Here is a 17,413-nt window from a genome sequence, read left to right as displayed (position 1 = left end):
CCGATGTTTGGCGCTGTGCGTCGACAGTTCCTGCCCCGCGGCCTTTCGGACGACCGTCTTTGGCTAAACTCTAATGCCTTAGAATCTTGCTTAGAAAAGCCCGGCTGCGGTCGGTCTTCGGGTCGGAGAAAAACGCCTCCGGCGTGCCGCTTTCGACGATGGCGCCCGCGTCCATGAACACCACGCGCTGCGCCACCTTGCGGGCAAAGCCCATTTCGTGCGTCACCACCATCATGGTCATGCCTTCCTCGGCCACCGCGACCATGACGTCGAGCACTTCGGAGATCATCTCGGGATCGAGCGCGGAGGTCGGCTCGTCGAACAGCATGATCTTGGGCCGCATGCCGAGGCAGCGCGCGATGGCCACACGCTGCTGCTGGCCGCCGGACAGCTGTGACGGGTAGGCGTTGACCTTGTCGGCAAGGCCGACCTTGGCCAGCAAGTCGCGCCCGGCCTGCTCGGCCTCGGCGCGGGGGATCTTGCGCACATGGATCGGCGCCAGCGTGACGTTTTCCAGCGCCGTCTTGTGCGGGTAGAGGTTGAACGACTGGAAGACGAAGCCGATCTCGGTGCGCAACTGCGTCATGTTGGTGGCGGGGTCGCCGAGGCGCTGGCCGTCGACGACGAGGTCGCCATCCTTGATCGCTTCCAGGCCGTTGATGCAGCGGATCAGCGTCGACTTGCCCGAGCCGCTCGGGCCGCAGACGACGACCACTTCGCGCGGCTCGACGCTGAGCGTGATGTCCTTCAGCACATTGAGCGAGCCGAACCATTTGTTGACGCCGCGAAAGTCGATCATGCCCGTTTTGGTAAGGTTTGGTTTGGTCGGGCTCGGATGGGTCATGGCGGTCAGCCCTTTGGGGTTCGATGTCACAGCTGCACCTCGCCATGCGCCGCGCCCATGCGTCGCTCCAGCCGGCGGGCGAGCATGATCAGCGGATAGCAGACGACGAAATAGCCGACGCCGACCAGGAAGAAGACCAGCAGGCCGTTGGGCACACGCTGCACCACAAGCCAGCCGACGCGGGTGAGGTCGGTCAGCCCGATCGCCGAGACGACGGAGGAATCCTTGATCAAGAGTACATATTGCCCGACCAGCGGCGGCAGCACGATGCGCATCGCCTGCGGCAGCACCACCTGGCGCATGCGTTGCCAGCGCGACAGGCCAGACGCCAGAGCTGCCTCAACCTGGCCGGTCGGCACCGAGCGGATGCCGGCGGCGACGATCTCGCAGATGAAGCACGCGGCGAGGTTGGTGAGCGCGATGATGCCGGCGGTGAAGGCATCGAGCTCGATGCCGAATTCCGGCAGGATGAAGAAGATCAGGAAGATCTGCACCAGGAACGGCGTGCCGCGGATCAGGTCGACCCAGGCCCCGATCACGCTCGAGATCAGCCGGTTGCCGCCGGTGCGCAATATGCCGAGGCCGAAGCCAAGCAGCGTGCCCAGCACCAGGCTGATCGCCGACAGCATCACGGTCATGCCAAGGCCGCGCAAGGCGAGGGGGTAGCTGCCGGCCAGGCTTTGCAGCTGTTGCCAGATCATGTGCTGCTCCTTGCCGGCTGCAGACCGAGCCACCGACTGGACAGCCCCGCCAGTCCTTTGAGGCAGTAATAGAGCAGCAGATAGAAAGCGGCGATGGTGAGAAAGCCTTCCGCCGGCATGAAGCGGTCGGACGCCAGCAACTGGCCGGCGCGCGTCAGTTCGGAAACCGAGATCAGCGACAAAAGCGCGGAATCCTTGACCAGCACGATCGCCTGGCCGAGCAGCGGCGGGATCGTCACCTTGAAGGCTTGCGGCAGGATGACCAGGCGCATGCGCTGGACATAGGTCATTCCCGAGGCAACCCCGGCCTCGACCTGGCCGCGCGGGATCGACAGGATGCCGGCGCGGATGATTTCCGCGACATAGGCGCCGCTGTTCAGCGACAAAGCGATGATGCCGACGACGAGTTCGGGCAGGACGAAGCCGAGACGCGGCAGGCCGAAATAGAGGAAGTAGAGCTGCGCCAGCAACGGCGTGGCGCGCACGGCATCGATATAGCCCTTGGCCAGCACGCGAAACAGCTGGCCGCGCTGCAGGTTCATGGCGGCGAGCACGATGCCGACGGCCAGCGCGCCCGCAAAAGACAGCGCCGACAGCCACACGGTCGTGATCAGACCCTGCCCGAACAGCGGCAGATATTCGACGATGGTGCGGAAGCTGAAATTTTCGAGCATGGCGGTGAATTGTGAATGGTGAATGTGCAGTAGTGAGTAGTGAGTGGTGAGCAGTGAAGGGCGTCCGGAATGGCCATTCACCATTCACCATTCACCATTCACTACTTCCTACTCACTACTCCCTGCTTACCTCTGCTTAGTGATCCTTCTTCCAGGCGTCGGAATTGACCCAGTAGTCGAGGTTCTTCTGCAAGCGGCCGTCGATGCTGACCTGGTTGAGGAACAGGTTCATCCAGATCAACAGGTCCGGCTCGTCGTAGCGGGTGGCGAAGGCAAGCGGCTCCTTCGACAACAGGTCCGGCATGATGGTGAAGGTGCCGGCGGGATAGGCTGTCGACTGACCCTTGACCGCCGAGACGTCGTTGACGCCGCAATCGGCTTGGCCGTTGTTGACCGCGTCGAGCAGCAGCGGGCCGCCGCCCTTGTAGCTCTTGATGTCGGCATCCGGGAAGGCGTTCTTGGCTTCCTTTTCGCCGGTGGCGCCCAACAGCACGGCGATCTTGGTGCCCTTGGCCTTGCAGTCCTCGGTTGTCTTGAACTTGCTGTCGGCCCTGGTGAAGACGGTGCTGCCCGTATACATGTAAGGTGTGGTGAAGGCGACCTTCATGCCGCGCGCCAGCGTCGGCGTCATGTCGGCGACGAGCAGGTCGGCCTTGCCCGAAAGCAGCGCCGGGATCAGCCCGTCCCAATCATAGTCGAGGAAGGTGATCTTGACGCCCATTTCCTTGGCCATCAGTTCGGCGAGTTCGACCGAACTGCCGGTGCGCTCGCCGGCCGCGCCGACCAGCGAGAAGGGAGGTCCTTGCGTCTGTACCGCGACGCGCAGTTCGCCGCGCTTGGTGATCTCGTCGAGCGTTCCGGCACTGGCAGCAGCGGTCAGGCCCGCAAGCGCAAGTCCGGCGATGAAAAGCTTGGCAATCTTCATTTGGCATTCCTCCTGTTATCGTTGTTGTTCCACTTTGTTGTTCCACCCTTTTGGGTGTTTTTTGAGCGGCGGCACCGTTTGCCGGCGGCAGCCACCGTTCGAAAATCCTCAGTCCCAGGCCACCGTCTCGGCAACCTTGATGCCACGCCTGGCCAGCTCGTCGAAGAAGGGTTCGTCCGGCACATGCAGCAGCGGGTTCAAAAGCCCTGGTGTGGCGATCTCGCGCCGCGCCAGCATCTGCGCCACGATGCTGGCGGGATAGCCGACGCCAAGGCTCATGCCGAACAGGCCTGATGCCAGGTCGCGTTCGATGATCAGGTCCGACGTCACCGTTTTGGCGCGGCCGCCTTCGAGACCGGAAAAGACATTGCGCATCACGCAAAGGTCCTTCTCGTCGGCGCCATATTGCAGTTGCGGGCCGAGCAGACGGCCGAGAAATTCGCGTGGGCTGGCGCCGGTGCCGGGCACCTTGTCTTCGGAGAGGAAGCCGAGTTCCTTCAGCGGCGCCCAGAACGCCGACCATCCCGGCCAGCGCAGCGTATAGCGGCCCGAGCGTTGCAATCCCTTGGCGGCTGCCAGCATCTCGACATAGTGCAGAGCGTCGCCATTGGGGAAAGCTTCCAGCCGGCCGAGGCCCGCGACCTCGATTTCGTGGATGAAGGGATTGTCGTGCTGCCGCCCGGCCGGCACTTCGACGCGCTTGCCATCCTCGATCATGACGCTGTCGCGGTTCTGGCTGACCAGAACCATGTCGAAATTCCAGCTCACCTTGTAGCACAGCGGCTTGGCCATCGCCTTCGGTTCGGGGATGCCGCCGCAATAGGAATCGATCGAAGAAATCGTAGAGAACTGCTTTGCGGCGCGCGCGTAGAGCACGAGGTCGATGCCGGGGTCGAGCCCGCATTCGGTCATGATCGAAACGCCGGCCTGTTCAGCCTCCGCCGCCAGATCGGCAATCGCCTTGCCGTAATTGGTGGTGACCAGCGGCGTGCGCGTTGCGATCGCGGCCTGCACCGCCTCGCGCATCAATGGCTGCGGCAACAGATCGATGGCGGCGTCGACATCCGCCAGCACGGTGGCAAGCGCCGGACCGATCGCGCCCTCGGGCATGACGAAACGCACGCGGGAAAGGTCGGTCAGCCCGGCAAGCCGGGCAGGGCCGTCAGCCGACGTATCGAGGCAGACGACTTCCTCGACACCGGCGCTGGCGACGAGATCGGCGATGGCCGCCCGTCCCTGCAGGCCGAGGCCGCCGAGAACAGCTATTCTCATGCCGGCTCCTTGCGTGACGGTGTTTCTTCCGACCAGCAGCCTTCGGGAAGGCTGACCCATTTGTTGCATGAAGCCATGACGACGAAGGTTTCGCTGCGCACGACTTCCCCGGGAATGCCGGCGCCCGGAATCAGCTCGCTGGTGATGCGGTAGAGGTCGGCGACATCGCCGGCGACGGTCACGTCGACGATGATGTCGAAGCGCCCGGTAACCACCGAGGCCGAGTTGACGAAAGGCAGTTCGGCAATGCGCTGCGCCAGTTCCCGGGCGCGGCCACGTCCCTGAGCGTTGATGCCGACAATGGCCGAGATCAACTCGGGGCGTTCGGTCAGATTGAGCAGCCCGACGATCTTCAAGAGGTTGCGGTCGAGCAGATTGCGCAACCTTGAGCGCACCGTCGGCACCGAGATCGCCATCGTCTCGGCGAGCCGGTTGATGCCGGGCTGGGCATCCTGCGACAACAGCTTTACCAGCCGTCGATCGGTTTGATCGAGATGCTCACGCAAAGGCAAGGCTTTCATAAAGGGAAAGAAACGATCGGATTTTCTTTCGGATATGAAAAATACCTTATGGGGAATTTTTTACAGCAGCAAGAGCTATGTCATCCCTCTGTGTCAGTTCCCGTGTGCGTTCAGGCAAGACAGGATGCATGTCGTCCCAAAACCGCTGCACATTTTGGGGCAGTCGAGGATGTGCGCGACAGCACTAGGTGAGGGAGTTCGAAGACGATCTTGCCGCGGCCGTGGTCGCTTGAACGCGACGGTAGGTCGTAGTGAGCAACGCACCCGAATGGCAGGCCGACCGAGCTGCGGCGTAGCCGCAACTCACGCCTTCACCTGATAGGCGGAGAGGCTCATTCGCGACATGGCCAAAAGCGGCCTTTCGATAAAACTATAACTCGCCAGGGACACGGCGATGCAGGCGGTGACAATAGCTATGCTTGCAAGCCATGGTGACACATTGGCGGTTGCAACGACAGGAGCGATCGCGAGCAGCACGATAGGATGGGTCAGATAGAGAGAGTAGGAAGCATCTCCCAGCCTTGCCAGCACGCGAGGAGCAAAAAGTCGGAAGTAGCTCTCCAGGCTGATGCAACCCGCGACAAGGATCAGCGCCGGGATACCTTGAGCAAGGGTTCGCGGCAAGTTGAAGCCAAGTACCATCACCGGTGTGGACACAATAGCGAACCCGACAGCCGAGGCGCCCAGGAAAGCCGGCAAACGCACCAGTCTGCCGACCAGATGGCCGACAGCCATGCCGGCAAGGAACTCAAACAGGATTGGCGTGGTATAGAAAAACAGCACAGTGTCGGCGGCGGGTTTGAAGATAATGCGTGCGGCTACGGCGATTGCAAAGACAACGCCAATCGTGGCCATTTGCGTCAGCGCACCAAAACCCATAGTCGCCGCGAACAGAATGTAAAACAGGATTTCCAGATTGAGCGTCCAACCCACGCCAAGCACTGGCTGGACATAGCCTGTGGCCGTATCGAGATAGGGCACGAAAAGCAGGCTATTGGTAATCTGCTCAAAGGACACTCCACGACCGGCAAACAGCCAAAGTGCGGCGACCATGAGGAAGGTCATGACCCAATAGAACGGAACGACGCGCGTGAACCGCTGCATCAAAAAAGCACGGTGGTCGCGATGTCTGTTCTCCGTCGAGAGAACCATGACAAAACCGCTGATGACGAAAAACAGGTCGACGCCGCTGTTTAGAATGGGAATAGGCAAATCGAGCACGCCTAGTGCGGCCGGAAGATGATTGATAACAACCATTAGGGCTGCTAGCCCCCGCAGGGTCTGTATCGATGTATATTGTTGAATCCGACGCGGCGCAGCGTGATCATTATCCGGAATGACGTTCATTAAAAAATGTCCCCGATGCCGGAGAATATTAACACCGATGAGATCGTTGATGCGACGATTAACTGCCGGTTTAATTAATACATAAAATTTGAATAGCTTTCACCGACTTTCGCGGCCCGGGCCTTGCGATCGCCATCGTCTCGGCGATGCCTTGGCGCGCTGCTTGTATGCGCTATCGCCCGGCCTGGAAGATCGCCACGGCTGCCGCCGTCAGCGCGGCATTGCCGGCCGCAACCGTGCCATCCGGCAGATGCTTCCCATCCTCCAGCCCGACGCGCGTCGACCAGTCGCGATCCGCGGCACGGCGCACGAACGGCCACACCGTCGCGTTCTCGCCATGCAGCAGGATGGCACGGCGAATGCCGGCGCGCTCCAGGACCTGTTCGATGCCGTCGGCGACCGCAAAAGCCTCGTCTAGCGTCTGCTCGGAAATCTCGATCAGCACGCGCAGCACGCGCCCGCCATGGTCGAGGCCGACCAGCCGCTCGGCGTCGGCGACCGACGCCAGACCCGCCTCGATGCCGATGCCGCGCTGCCGCAGGCTCTCCATGACGATAGGCGCGGCCGCCTCGCTGAGATTGACCGAGGCATAGTCCGGCAATTCGCGCCAGCCGGCGATGGCGACCAGCGTGCTTGTATCGTCATTCTCGATCCAGGCGCCGGTGGAGACGCCGATCAGCGTACCGGGGCAGGCACGGCGCAGCCCTGCGATGGTCGGATCCATCGCTGCCGGCGCAAGGCTCTCGCGGCGGTCCGCGCTGCGGGCATGGACATGCAGCTCAGCTGCGCCCGCGGCAATCGAAGCCGCCCCGTCGCGCGCCATAGCGTCGGAGTCGAGCGGCAGTGTGGGGTGAAAATCGGCGGCGCGCGCGCCATTGATGCAGGCCTGGACGATCATGGCTCTCGCGATCCTGTTGCGGATCGCGCGAGCCTACCGCAGGGCAGGGCGGAGAGGGAACGGGCGTGGTGAAGATTGCTGACAGGGTGCCGCTTCTGCGGAGGTTGCGGTATCGGCCCAGGACATACCATATAGCGGGACAGGACACGCCACGGGCGATCCTTACCCCTTTGCCGGACTGCCGGCCAGAAGGATTTGCGATGGCTGAGTTGAAGGTCAGAACCCGCGTCACCGGCGCGACGGCGACGCTGCAGCCCGGCGGCTTGCCTTCCATCACCACTCCGACCGGCGGTGCAGTCGATGTCGTCACCGGCGTCAGCGCGCCGGGCTTCAATCCGCTCGACCTGCTCTACGCCTCGCTCGCCGCCTGCATGGTGCTGAGTGCGCGCATCGCCGCCTCCCGCCTCGGGGTTGCCGCCGCGCTTGGCGAGGTGCGCGCCGAGGTCAGCGGCGAGAAGGCCAAGGACGAGCCGTCGCGCGTCGAAAGGCTCAACATCAGGCTCGACATCTCAGGCGATCTCGACGCTGCGACCAAGCAGCGGATCGTCGAGGACGCCGAAGCGATCTGCACGGTGTCCAACACGCTGCGCGCCGCGCCGCAATTGCATACGACGCTTGGGTGAGGGCTTCGCAGAATGCCTCGCTGCCACCAACCAAGGACCGTCCCATGGCCATGATCCCGCCGATCGACTACGCCTCGGCATCGCAAGACATCCGCGCCGAGCACGACAGGGAGCTTGGCCTGCGCGGACGCATGACCAACATGAAGCGCATCCTGCTGCATTCACCGGCGGCCCACCGCATCTATGCCGAATGGTTCACCCTGCGCGATCTGCTCAAGCCCGCACTCGACGACCGCGCTGTCTGGCTGTTGTCGCTGGCGATCTCCGAGAGATGCCGCGCCGAGATACCGCTTACCTTCTTCCGCCGCGCGCTGATCGACAGCGGTCTTGATCCCGAGGCGATCGAGCCCAGCGCTGAAGAAGCTTTGCTGATCGAATTCGGCAAGGCAGTCGCTGCCGATACCAACGCCGTTCCCGACGATGTCTGGGCGGCACTCAAGGCTAGCTACGACGACACACTGCTGGTCAACCTCGTCGCCTTCGCCGGCATCATGGTGGCGACCTGCCTGTTCACAAACGCGGTGAGGGTCGATCTGGACCCTGAGTTGGAGGCGTGTCGCCGCAAGGGTGCCGATCCGGTCTGATGCGATCGATACGCAGTCGATCTGCAGTGGATATCGCCCGGAAGGATCAGCCGTAGTAGCCGGCTCCAAACAGCAAAAGTGTTTCCACCTGGGAGTCCGCTTCTTTTCCTATGGCTGTCCAGATGCTGATGCCGAGAGCATTCGAAATCGCGCTATCGATCTCGACCTTCACATTGGGGTCGGTTTGTCTCAAGAACCTCAGCGCAACCTCCATGGAAATCGGAAACAGCGACGCGCCACCCAGTTCCAAGATCGCAGGCGAGGTGAATTCTAGCGCTTCGAGTGCGCCATCGGCCTTGTAATAGGCGAATACTCCAAGGTCCGGCCAATAGTCGGCCGGAACGCTGGTTGGGCTCCGCCGAAAGACCTTGAGTTCTCCTGAAAAGAAGGATCTGACAGTCGCCTTAGACGATCCGAGAGGAAGCCCTTTGACGCCATTTAGCGGTTCGATCGAAAGATGCATGTACACAGTTAATCGCTGCCGGCAGCAGATGACAATGTTCATCGCAGGAATCGGGTGGCCCAGGCGCCTCGTTCGCCCCACTTTGACCGCAAGCAAAGGAGGCATCCATGACCATCCATTCGATAAGCACCAAACGCGCAGCCCATTCGGCCGAAGCGCGCGTCGCAGCGCAGGACTGGAGTGCTCTGGTCGGCGAACTGAACAGCCACGGCAGCACCGTCATGCCGGCGCTGCTTTCACCCGAGGAGTGCACCGAGATCGCCGGTCTCTATCCGCATGAGGACCATTTCCGCAGCCATGTGGTGATGGCCCGCCATGGCTTCGGCAAGGGCGAGTACCGCTATTTCCGCTATCCGCTGCCGGATCTGGTCGGTGGCCTGCGCACCGCGCTCTATCCCAGGCTCGCCGGCGTCGCCAACGACTGGAACGAACGCATGGGCGCGGCACGGCGCTATCCCGATGACCACGCCGCCTTCCTCCAGCTTTGCCACGAAAGCGGCCAAACGCGGCCGACGCCGCTTCTCCTGCAATATGGCCCCGGCGACTTCAACTGCCTCCATCAGGACCTCTATGGCGATCTCGCTTTTCCCCTGCAGGTGGCGATCCTGTTGTCGCAGCCCGGCGAGGATTTCACCGGCGGCGAATTCGTCCTGACCGAACAGCGCCCGCGCATGCAAAGCCGTGCCGAAGTGGTGCCGCTGACCCGGGGCGATGCGGTGATCTTTGCTGTCCACAACCGCCCGGTGCAAGGCACGAAAGGCCATTACCGCGTCAACCTCAGGCACGGCGTCAGCCGCCTGCGCTCCGGCAGGCGGCATACAGTGGGGATCATTTTCCACGACGCGAAGTGACAATTCGTCGGACACAGCCAAAGCACCTCACTACCGCTGCTTATTGACATGGCGAGTTCGGCGGAACAGTCTCCGCTTGTGTAAGAGAGGGGCATTTATGAAACGATCCTATGAGAAGCCGACACTCGTCAGACGGGGCAAGCTCGCCTCGCTCGCCGCCCAGCAGGTGCCGTCAATAGAAGCGGAAGTGCCCGCACCGAACTGAGTACAGAAGCTGGTTCAAAAACAGCCCGTTGCGCAAAATCGCGCGGCGGGCTGTTTTGCATTCTGGAGGTGCGGACCGCAGCGGCTTTTGCGCGCGGCGTCAAATGGGCGCTTCCTCTGGCGCGGCCGATCGCGTAAGGGCCGGGGAAAATCCTCCAAGGTTCTTCCAGTCGCATGATCCGTCTTGAAAGCATCAGCAAACAGAACGGCCGCCAGCTTGTCTTCATCGAGGCCTCGGCCTCGCTACAGAAGGGCGAGAAGATCGGCCTTGTCGGTCCGAACGGCGCCGGCAAGACGACTTTGTTTCGCATGATTACCGGCCAGGAGCAGCCCGACGAGGGCCAGGTGCAGGTCGATCGCGGCGTCACCATCGGCTATTTCAGCCAGGATGTCGGCGACATGGCCGGCCACAGTGCTGTGGCCGAAGTGATGAACGGCGCCGGGCCGGTCAGCGACGTGGCGGCCGAAATGGCCGAACTCGAGGCGGCCATGGCCGATCCCGAGCAGGCCGACCGGATGGATGAGATCATCGAGAAATATGGCGAGGCGCAGCACCGTTTCGAGGAACTCGACGGCTATGCGCTCGATGGCCGCGCCCGCGAAGTGCTGGACGGCCTGGGCTTCAGCCAGGAAATGATGGACGGCGATGTCGGCAAACTGTCCGGCGGCTGGAAGATGCGCGTGGCGCTGGCCCGCATCCTGTTGATGCGGCCCGATGTCATGCTGCTCGACGAACCGTCCAACCATCTCGATCTCGAAAGCCTGATCTGGCTGGAGCAGTTCCTGAAAGGTTATGAGGGCGCGCTGCTGATGACCTCGCACGACCGCGAGTTCATGAACCGCATCGTCAACAAGGTGGTCGAGATCGACGCCGGTTCGCTCACCGCCTATTCCGGCAATTACGAATTCTACCAGCAGCAGCGGGCGATCGCCGACAAGCAGCAGCAGGCGCAGTTCGAGCGCCAGCAGGCCATGCTGGCCAAGGAGATCGCTTTCATCGAGCGCTTCAAGGCGCGGGCGTCACACGCCGCCCAGGTGCAGAGCCGGGTGAAGAAGCTCGACAAGATCGATCGTGTCGAGCCGCCCAAGCGCCGTCAGATCGTGAATTTCGATTTTCAGCCGGCGCCGCGCTGCGGCGAGGATGTCGTGACGCTGAAGAACGTCCACAAGGGCTATGGCAGCCGCTCGATCTATGAGGGGCTGGACTTCCAGGTCCGCCGCCGCGAGCGCTGGTGCATCATGGGCGTCAACGGCGCCGGCAAGTCGACACTGCTGAAGCTGGTGGCCGGCGCGTCTGACCCGGATGCCGGCACAGTTGCTCGGGGGCCGAGTGTGAAAATGGGCTATTTCGCCCAGCACGCCATGGAGGTGTTGGAGGGCGAACGCACCGTGTTCCAGACGCTGGAGGACGCGTTTCCGCAAGCCGGCCAGGCGCCGCTCAGGGCACTCGCCGGCTGCTTCGGCTTTTCCGGCGACGAGATCGAGAAGAAATGCCGGGTTCTGTCAGGCGGCGAAAAGGCGCGCCTGGTGATGGCGCTGATGCTGTTCGATCCGCCCAATCTTCTGGTGCTCGACGAGCCGACCAACCACCTCGACATCGCGACCAAGGAGATGCTGATCACGGCGCTGTCGCAATACGAAGGCACCATGCTGTTCGTCTCGCACGACCGCCATTTCCTGGCCGCACTCTCCAACCGCGTGCTGGAACTGACGCCAGAAGGCATCCACACCTATGGCGGCGGCTATACCGAATATGTGGAGAGGACCGGGCACGAGGCGCCGGGGCTGCGGACCTGACGCAGGTCCTGCGTCCGCATTTGCGTCCAGCAAAGCCAGGATTTGTCAGCTCGCCGCCAGCCATTTGCGCGACTGCGCGAAGGCCTTGAAGGCTTTGGCATCCATCGGGTAGCCGAACAGGAAGCCTTGCAGGATGTCGCAGCCAAGCTCTTTCAGGATGCGCGCGTGCTCCATCGTCTCGACGCCCTCGGCGATCACTTCGATCCCGAGCGACTTGCCGATGTCGATGATGGACGACACAAGCTGCCGCTGTGCGGTTGAGCTGGTGATGGGGGTGACCAGCTGGCGGTCGATCTTGAGGCGACGGGGCCGCAACTTCAACAGCGAGACGATCGAGGCATGCCCGGTGCCGAAATCGTCGATCTCGACGTCGATGCCGAGCCCCTTGATGTGTTCGATGTTCCAGCTGACCAGCTCGTCGTTTTCGTCGAGGAAAATCGACTCCACCAGTTCGAACGACACGGTCCCTTCCTTGATCGGAAGCTTGCGCAAACCCTTGATCAGGTCCCTGTCTTCCAGGCGCCGTGCGGAAACGTTGACCGAGACGCGCGGGATGTTGAGGTGGCTGCGCGACCAACGCTCAAAATTATCGAGCGCCTGCTCCAGGACGGTGCGGTCGATAAGCGCCACGACATTAAGTTCTTCAGCCACCTTGATGTAGGCGTCGGGGGTCAGCATGCCGCGTTGCGGATGATCCCAACGCGACAGCGCCTCGACGCCGACGATCTCCAGCGTCTTGGCGTCGAACTGCGGCTGATAGTAGACGATGAATTCGTTCCGCTCGAGCCCGCCCAGAATCTCGTCGGCGGTCTGCTTGGTCCGCACGATCTCGCTCTGCAGCTCTTCGTTGAAAAACTCGTAGCGGTTGCGGCCGCGGCCTTTCGCCCGGTACAGCGCCAGATCGGCATTGACAAGCAACTGCCTTGCATCGACGCCGCTATTGGCCGCAATGCCGATGCTGACGCCGAACCGGCACTGGTGACCCAGATAGTCGACCGGCTGGCGCATCGCATCGATAATGTGGTCGGCCAGCGCGGCGAGTTCCTTGTCGTCGCGTCCATGGCTCAGCACGACAAACTCGTCGCCGCCGATGCGCGCAACGAAATCGGCACTGCCGACGCTGGCCTTGATGACTTTCGAAGCATGCACCAGCAATGCATCGCCCGCTGCATGGCCGAGCGTGTCGTTGATCTGCTTGAACCGGTCAAGGTCGAGATGCAGCAACGCCGCACGGCCGTCGGCTTCGCGGTTTTCGGCAAGCATCTCGTCCAGATACCGACGGTTGGGCAGACCGGTCAGCGAATCATGCATCGCGACATGCTCGATGCGGGCTTTGGCCAGGTTCAGTTCGGCATTTTTCGATTCTGAAAGGCGACGTTCACGCACGAGATTCTCGTTGAGCAGCACGTCGCCTGTCACATCCCATTCGGCGCCGATCATTTTTGGCGTGCCGTCGATGTCCCGGAAGAAACTGGCGCGGGTGCGCACATGGCGAATGGTGCCGTCCGGCCGCAGGAGCCGATACTGCGAAGAGTAGGGGCCTTGTGTTGCAACAGCCGAATCGAAATCTGCTTTAGCCCGTTCGAAGTCTTGGGGATGGATCGCCAGCGCCCAGTCGTCATAGCTACGGGTCTTGCCGCCGCCGGGTTTGCCATAGATTTCGTTGATGCGGTCGTCCCATACGAGTTCGTTGCTGACGGTATCGTGCTCCCACACGCCTATAGCAGAGGCTTCCAACGCCAGCTCCAGCCGCCGGGACAGGCGCCTCAACTCGGCGTCACTTTTCTGCCGCTCACCGAAAAGACGTCCTGCCACGAGGATCGGCAGCACCACCAGCGCGCCGGCAAGCGCCATGAGCAGACGCAACAGCCACTCATTTTTCGGAGCGGTCGGCCAGCCGCCCTTCGGTATGGCTGAAATTTGCCAGGAGCCTGAAGGCAATTGCACCTCTGCCATCACCGGATTGCCGGACACGACATTATCGCCGCCGAAGAACAGTTCCCCGCCGCCGCCGAGCGCATCCTTGCCGATAAGCGCCACATCGATATCCAGATCAGGGTCGGTCAGTCCGCTGGCAGCGTAGAGCCGATCGACATCGATCACGGCCGAGACGATACCCCAGAAACGGTCGCCGCCACCCGCCGTCGGCACGAAGACCGGGATACGGCCGATGAAGCCACGTCCGCCTTGCGCCAGTTTGACCGGCCCGGCGAGCACCAGCGCGCGCTGGTCACGGGCGCGAAGCGCGGCCATGCGTTGCGTATCGCTCTTGCGGTAGTCCAGCCCGATGGCTTTTTCATTGCCTTCCAGCGGATACATCAGCGCGATGACGAGGTCGGGGGCGCCGGCAATATCGCGCAACTGCGATTTTTGCTCGAACAGATTACGGGCGAGTGCCGCAAATCTTTGCTGGCCCATATAGGGCTCGGTAACGATTGTCGAAACGAGACCCTGAACCAGCTGGAGATTGCCGCCTATGTTGCCTTCGAGCTTGGCGCGTATGATGTTGACCTTGGCCAGGACGTCGGCGCGCGCCAGCTGATCGGAGACCTCTCTGTTCCTCTGGTCGGCAACCAGGGCGCAGACGAGAAGCACGACAAAGGCAATCGCCGCCGGCAAGTTGGCGGAAGAAAAAACGGCCCGTTTCAACCGGCCGGAATTGAGCATTGCACCTGCCAACTCGATCCGAAGACCTTTCCAGGACAGTAGTCCTTCGGTCGACCATAGTAGCTAAAGCTTAAGTTTGAGCTTCGAGACGAATCCGAGAACAAACGGTAAGCTTTTGGCTGCCAGGGTCCAGCCGAAATCTGAATGAGTGTCCGAAAGTAGGACGCCAGGTTGCAGCGTTCTGCAACCCAGCGGCGAAGTCATATTCGCCTCAGATTGCAACAAGCCGCCTGATCTTGCCGCGCGGGCCCTTGCGGGAGGCTTACTTCCCAGCCATTTGACCGGCCAGCGCCTGCGCCTGGGCGAGCAGCGCCGGGAAAGCCGGGTCAGTCGGCAGGCGCTGCGCCATGCAGGCCCGGTAGTCGCTGTCGCCCTTGTCCCAGGCGGCGTTGGAGGAATCGAACGCTTTTTCGTCCTTCAGGTCCGATGCCTGGTAGGCCTCCTGGAATTTCTGCGCGGCGGCGTCCGCAGCAGCCCACACGGCGTCGCAGGCGGCGATCTTCGGAACGGCTGGGGCTGCCGGCGCTGCGATAATTCTCACGCTGTTGCCTTTGACGAGCGTAATGACGACTTCCTGCTCGTAGATCGGCCCGACGTCCTGCGTCCAGCCGCCGAGCCGTGCGAAGGCGATGTCGGCGCCCTCGGGCTTCTTCAATGGAAAGTCGAGCGTTCCCTCGAAGGCGGCGTCGCTGTTGATCGCCTGGGTGTAGAAGGCATCGAGCTTAAGCGCCTCATCGATGCCGACGGGCAGTTTGAAACTCTCGTCGGTCTCGGCGGTTCTGGACTGGAGCCAGCGCTCCAGCAGCCCTCGCGTCGTTGCCACCAGGCTAGGCCCGTCGTCGTCCTTGGTGTATCGCAGCCCATCGAGCATGCCATAGCCGATATCGGAGTCGCTGAGGCTTTCGATATTGATTGTGCCGGTTGGCGGAAAGTCCTTGACCGCCAGCGGGCCGACGATGCCGGCAAGACGATGCTGGAGATCGGCCAAGGCCTTCTCGTTCTCAGCGTCGATGGTCTCGATTGCCGCGTTCGCGCTGTTCAGCGCCGCGATATCAGCCATCGCCTTGTCACGCGCGGCGACATAGTCGTCCTCCGGCGAGGCCGCGAAAGCCACGCTGCTCACCAGCGCAAACAGAAACGTCCAGACCCACCGCATGATATAAACCCTGCTCTACGTTCGATTCCAAGGATACATGACAACATTGGGCTGAAAAAAGACGGCGTTGGAGCTGCCCCCTTGAGGGGGAGATGGCCGGCAGGCCAGAGGGGGGTCGCCGCGCGTGAAGCGCTGACTCCTTTTGCAGCGCGAGACGACGTTAGCGCTTCACGCACAACGACCCCCTCTGTCGCCTTCGGCGACATCTCCCCCTCGAGGGGGGAGATTGGCGCCTAATCACGCCTTGCGCTTCTCCACCTCCGCCTTCCTCAGCAGGAAGCGCTGGATCTTGCCGCTCGGGGTCTTCGGCAGTTCGGTGATGAACTCGACCTCGCGCGGGTAGGCGTGCGCCGACAGCCGTTTCTTGACGTGCTGGGCAAGCTCTTCGGCGAGCTCCGAATTGCCCTTGTAGGCCGGCGCCAGCACGACGAAGGCCTTGACGATCTCGGTGCGCTGCGGATCGGGCACGCCGACGACAGCCGCCTCGGTGACCGCCGGATGCTCGATCAGCGCGCTTTCGACGTCGAACGGGCCGATGCGATAGCCGGCCGAAGTGATGACATCGTCGGCCCGGCCGATGAAGGAGACCGAACCGTCCGCCTCGTACTCCACCGTATCGCCCGTGCGGTAGTAGCCGCCCGTGATCGCCGGCGTCTCGGCTTGGTGATAGCCGTCGAACCAGCGCAGCGGCGACTTCGCGATGTCGACGGCGAGGATGCCGGGCTGGTTGGGGCCGAGCTCGTTGCCGGCCTCGTCCAATACCACCATGCGATATCCGGGCATTGCGAAGCCGGCCGAGCCCGCGCGCACGACATGCGAGAGCCCATGATGGTTGTTGACCATCATGCCGTTCTCGGTCTGGCCGTAATGGTCGTGAATGGGCGCGGCGAGATTTGCGTCGAACCAGCGGATGACTTCCGGGTTGAGCGGCTCGCCGGCGCTGCTCACCACGCGCAGTCTGCCTTTGACACGGGCCGCAGCTTCCGCGCCTTCCGCCATCAGCAGGCGATAGGCGGTCGGCGAGCCGGCAAGGCTGGTGACGCCGAGCCGCTCGATGATGTCGTAAGTGCTCTTGGCGTTGAAGGCGCCTTCATGGAAGGTCGTGGCGATGCCGAGCTGCAACGGGCCGGTGATGGCGTAATAGAGGCCGTAGGCCCAGCCGGGGTCGGCGATGTTCCAGAAGATGTCGTCGGGCAGCAAGCCGATCGCGTCACGCATATAGGCGCCGAAGGCGAGCAGGGCGCGGAGCGGCACCGGGACGCCCTTGGGCAGGCCGGTCGTTCCCGACGTCGACATCATCATGAACAAATCGTCGCCCTTGCGCATCACCGGCTGGCAGTCGGGCGAGGCGGTGCCAAGCGCGGCGCGGAAATCGATGTCGCCTGCAGGTAGCACATCGCCATTGCCAAGGATGGTGGCGATTTGCGCTGATGTCTCGACCTCGTCGAGCTTGCCGCGATTGGCCGGGTTGGTCACCACGATCCTCGCGCCGCTATAGCCGAGGCGGTGCTCGATGGCTTTCGGACCGAAGGCGGTGAACAGCGGCTGGTAGACCGCGCCGATGCGCCATGTCCCGAGGATCAGCGCCACCAGTTCGGGGACGCGCAGCAGCATCCCGGCGACGACATCGCCGGCACCGACGCCGGCGGCCTTGAGCACATTGGCGGCGCGCCCCGACATGTCGGCGAGATCGTCGAAGCTGAATTCGCGAAGCTCGCCGCCGGCCGAGATCGCGCGCAGCGCCAGCCGGTCTTCTCCGGTGTAGCGGCCGCAGCATTCGACATAGGCATTGATGCCGGTTCCAGGGTTGCCATACAACCGCGCGATCTCATCTTCGATGCGAAAGCGCTGAACGGCATCCTCATAGCGCGGCATTTTGCTCATGG

At 62.5% G+C, this 17,413-nt stretch carries 16 protein-coding genes; 4 read left to right on the top strand and 12 right to left on the bottom strand.

Annotated elements, in window-relative coordinates; all coding sequences use genetic code 11:
* Window positions 1-70: 70 nt before the first annotated feature.
* From NKI06_RS06320 to NKI06_RS06285, 8 genes are all read right to left on the bottom strand, one after another.
* Window positions 71-844: an amino acid ABC transporter ATP-binding protein gene (locus NKI06_RS06320; protein WP_460222850.1), complete on the bottom strand. Its 774-nt coding sequence runs from the start codon at window positions 842-844 to the stop codon at window positions 71-73.
* A gap of 26 nt (window positions 845-870) precedes the next feature.
* Window positions 871-1,545: an amino acid ABC transporter permease gene (locus NKI06_RS06315; protein WP_023684787.1), complete on the bottom strand. Its 675-nt coding sequence runs from the start codon at window positions 1,543-1,545 to the stop codon at window positions 871-873.
* Entirely contained in the window at window positions 1,542-2,219 is a 678-nt protein-coding gene (locus NKI06_RS06310) for an amino acid ABC transporter permease (protein ID WP_023695534.1), read from the bottom strand. Before NKI06_RS06310 ends, NKI06_RS06315 begins: the two co-directional genes overlap by 4 nt.
* A gap of 136 nt (window positions 2,220-2,355) precedes the next feature.
* The gene (locus tag NKI06_RS06305; RefSeq protein WP_352984520.1) at window positions 2,356-3,144 is read right to left on the bottom strand and encodes an ABC transporter substrate-binding protein; all 789 of its coding nucleotides are present in this window, start codon (window positions 3,142-3,144) and stop codon (window positions 2,356-2,358) included.
* A gap of 108 nt (window positions 3,145-3,252) precedes the next feature.
* Complete coding sequence (locus NKI06_RS06300; RefSeq protein ID WP_352984518.1) at window positions 3,253-4,416, bottom strand: saccharopine dehydrogenase family protein; 1,164 nt, start codon at window positions 4,414-4,416, stop codon at window positions 3,253-3,255.
* A complete protein-coding gene (locus NKI06_RS06295) occupies window positions 4,413-4,922 on the bottom strand; it encodes an Lrp/AsnC family transcriptional regulator (RefSeq protein WP_023670324.1) in 510 nt (169 codons plus the stop codon). Before NKI06_RS06295 ends, NKI06_RS06300 begins: the two co-directional genes overlap by 4 nt.
* Before the next feature lie 318 nt (window positions 4,923-5,240).
* The gene (locus NKI06_RS06290) at window positions 5,241-6,284 is read right to left on the bottom strand and encodes an acyltransferase family protein (RefSeq protein WP_352984516.1); all 1,044 of its coding nucleotides are present in this window, start codon (window positions 6,282-6,284) and stop codon (window positions 5,241-5,243) included.
* A 172-nt stretch (window positions 6,285-6,456) separates the two neighbouring features.
* On the bottom strand, window positions 6,457-7,182 hold the full coding sequence (locus tag NKI06_RS06285; RefSeq protein ID WP_023743846.1) for a 3-keto-5-aminohexanoate cleavage protein: 726 nt from the start codon (window positions 7,180-7,182) through the stop codon (window positions 6,457-6,459).
* Between the two features lie 200 nt (window positions 7,183-7,382).
* Between NKI06_RS06285 and NKI06_RS06280 the strand changes: the two genes are divergently transcribed.
* Window positions 7,383-7,805 (top strand): OsmC family protein, encoded by a 423-nt coding sequence (locus NKI06_RS06280; RefSeq protein WP_023670326.1) that lies wholly within the window; start codon window positions 7,383-7,385, stop codon window positions 7,803-7,805.
* 44 nt (window positions 7,806-7,849) lie between these two features.
* Window positions 7,850-8,389, top strand: a complete 540-nt coding sequence (locus tag NKI06_RS06275) for a carboxymuconolactone decarboxylase family protein (RefSeq protein ID WP_352984513.1) — start codon at window positions 7,850-7,852, stop codon at window positions 8,387-8,389.
* A gap of 46 nt (window positions 8,390-8,435) precedes the next feature.
* On the opposite strand, the gene NKI06_RS06270 is transcribed toward NKI06_RS06275, so the two are convergent.
* Window positions 8,436-8,894: a hypothetical protein gene (locus NKI06_RS06270; protein WP_050586866.1), complete on the bottom strand. Its 459-nt coding sequence runs from the start codon at window positions 8,892-8,894 to the stop codon at window positions 8,436-8,438.
* Between the two features lie 65 nt (window positions 8,895-8,959).
* On the opposite strand from NKI06_RS06270, the gene NKI06_RS06265 reads away from it, so the two are divergent.
* Both NKI06_RS06265 and NKI06_RS06260 read left to right on the top strand, forming a co-directional pair.
* A complete protein-coding gene (locus NKI06_RS06265; protein ID WP_023805622.1) occupies window positions 8,960-9,703 on the top strand; it encodes a 2OG-Fe(II) oxygenase in 744 nt (247 codons plus the stop codon).
* Window positions 9,704-10,081: 378 nt separating this feature from the next.
* Window positions 10,082-11,704, top strand: a complete 1,623-nt coding sequence (locus NKI06_RS06260) for an ABC-F family ATP-binding cassette domain-containing protein (protein ID WP_023689031.1) — start codon at window positions 10,082-10,084, stop codon at window positions 11,702-11,704.
* Between the two features lie 45 nt (window positions 11,705-11,749).
* Here the strand turns inward: NKI06_RS06260 and NKI06_RS06255 are convergent, their stop codons facing one another.
* From NKI06_RS06255 to NKI06_RS06245, 3 genes are all read right to left on the bottom strand, one after another.
* Window positions 11,750-14,371, bottom strand: a complete 2,622-nt coding sequence (locus NKI06_RS06255) for a bifunctional diguanylate cyclase/phosphodiesterase (RefSeq protein WP_023827696.1) — start codon at window positions 14,369-14,371, stop codon at window positions 11,750-11,752.
* Between the two features lie 262 nt (window positions 14,372-14,633).
* On the bottom strand, window positions 14,634-15,527 hold the full coding sequence (locus NKI06_RS06250) for a hypothetical protein (protein WP_023689029.1): 894 nt from the start codon (window positions 15,525-15,527) through the stop codon (window positions 14,634-14,636).
* Between the two features lie 237 nt (window positions 15,528-15,764).
* Window positions 15,765-17,411 carry an acyl-CoA synthetase gene (locus NKI06_RS06245; RefSeq protein ID WP_352984511.1) on the bottom strand — a complete coding sequence of 549 codons (1,647 nt, stop codon included), beginning with the start codon at window positions 17,409-17,411 and terminating at the stop codon, window positions 15,765-15,767.
* Between the last annotated feature and the right edge of the window lie 2 nt (window positions 17,412-17,413).

This window comes from Mesorhizobium sp. M0772 (assembly GCF_040320135.1).
Lineage (GTDB): Bacteria > Pseudomonadota > Alphaproteobacteria > Rhizobiales > Rhizobiaceae > Mesorhizobium.
The sequence above is the reverse complement of the archived record's forward strand: the minus strand, read 5'-3'. Positions and strand labels throughout refer to the sequence as shown.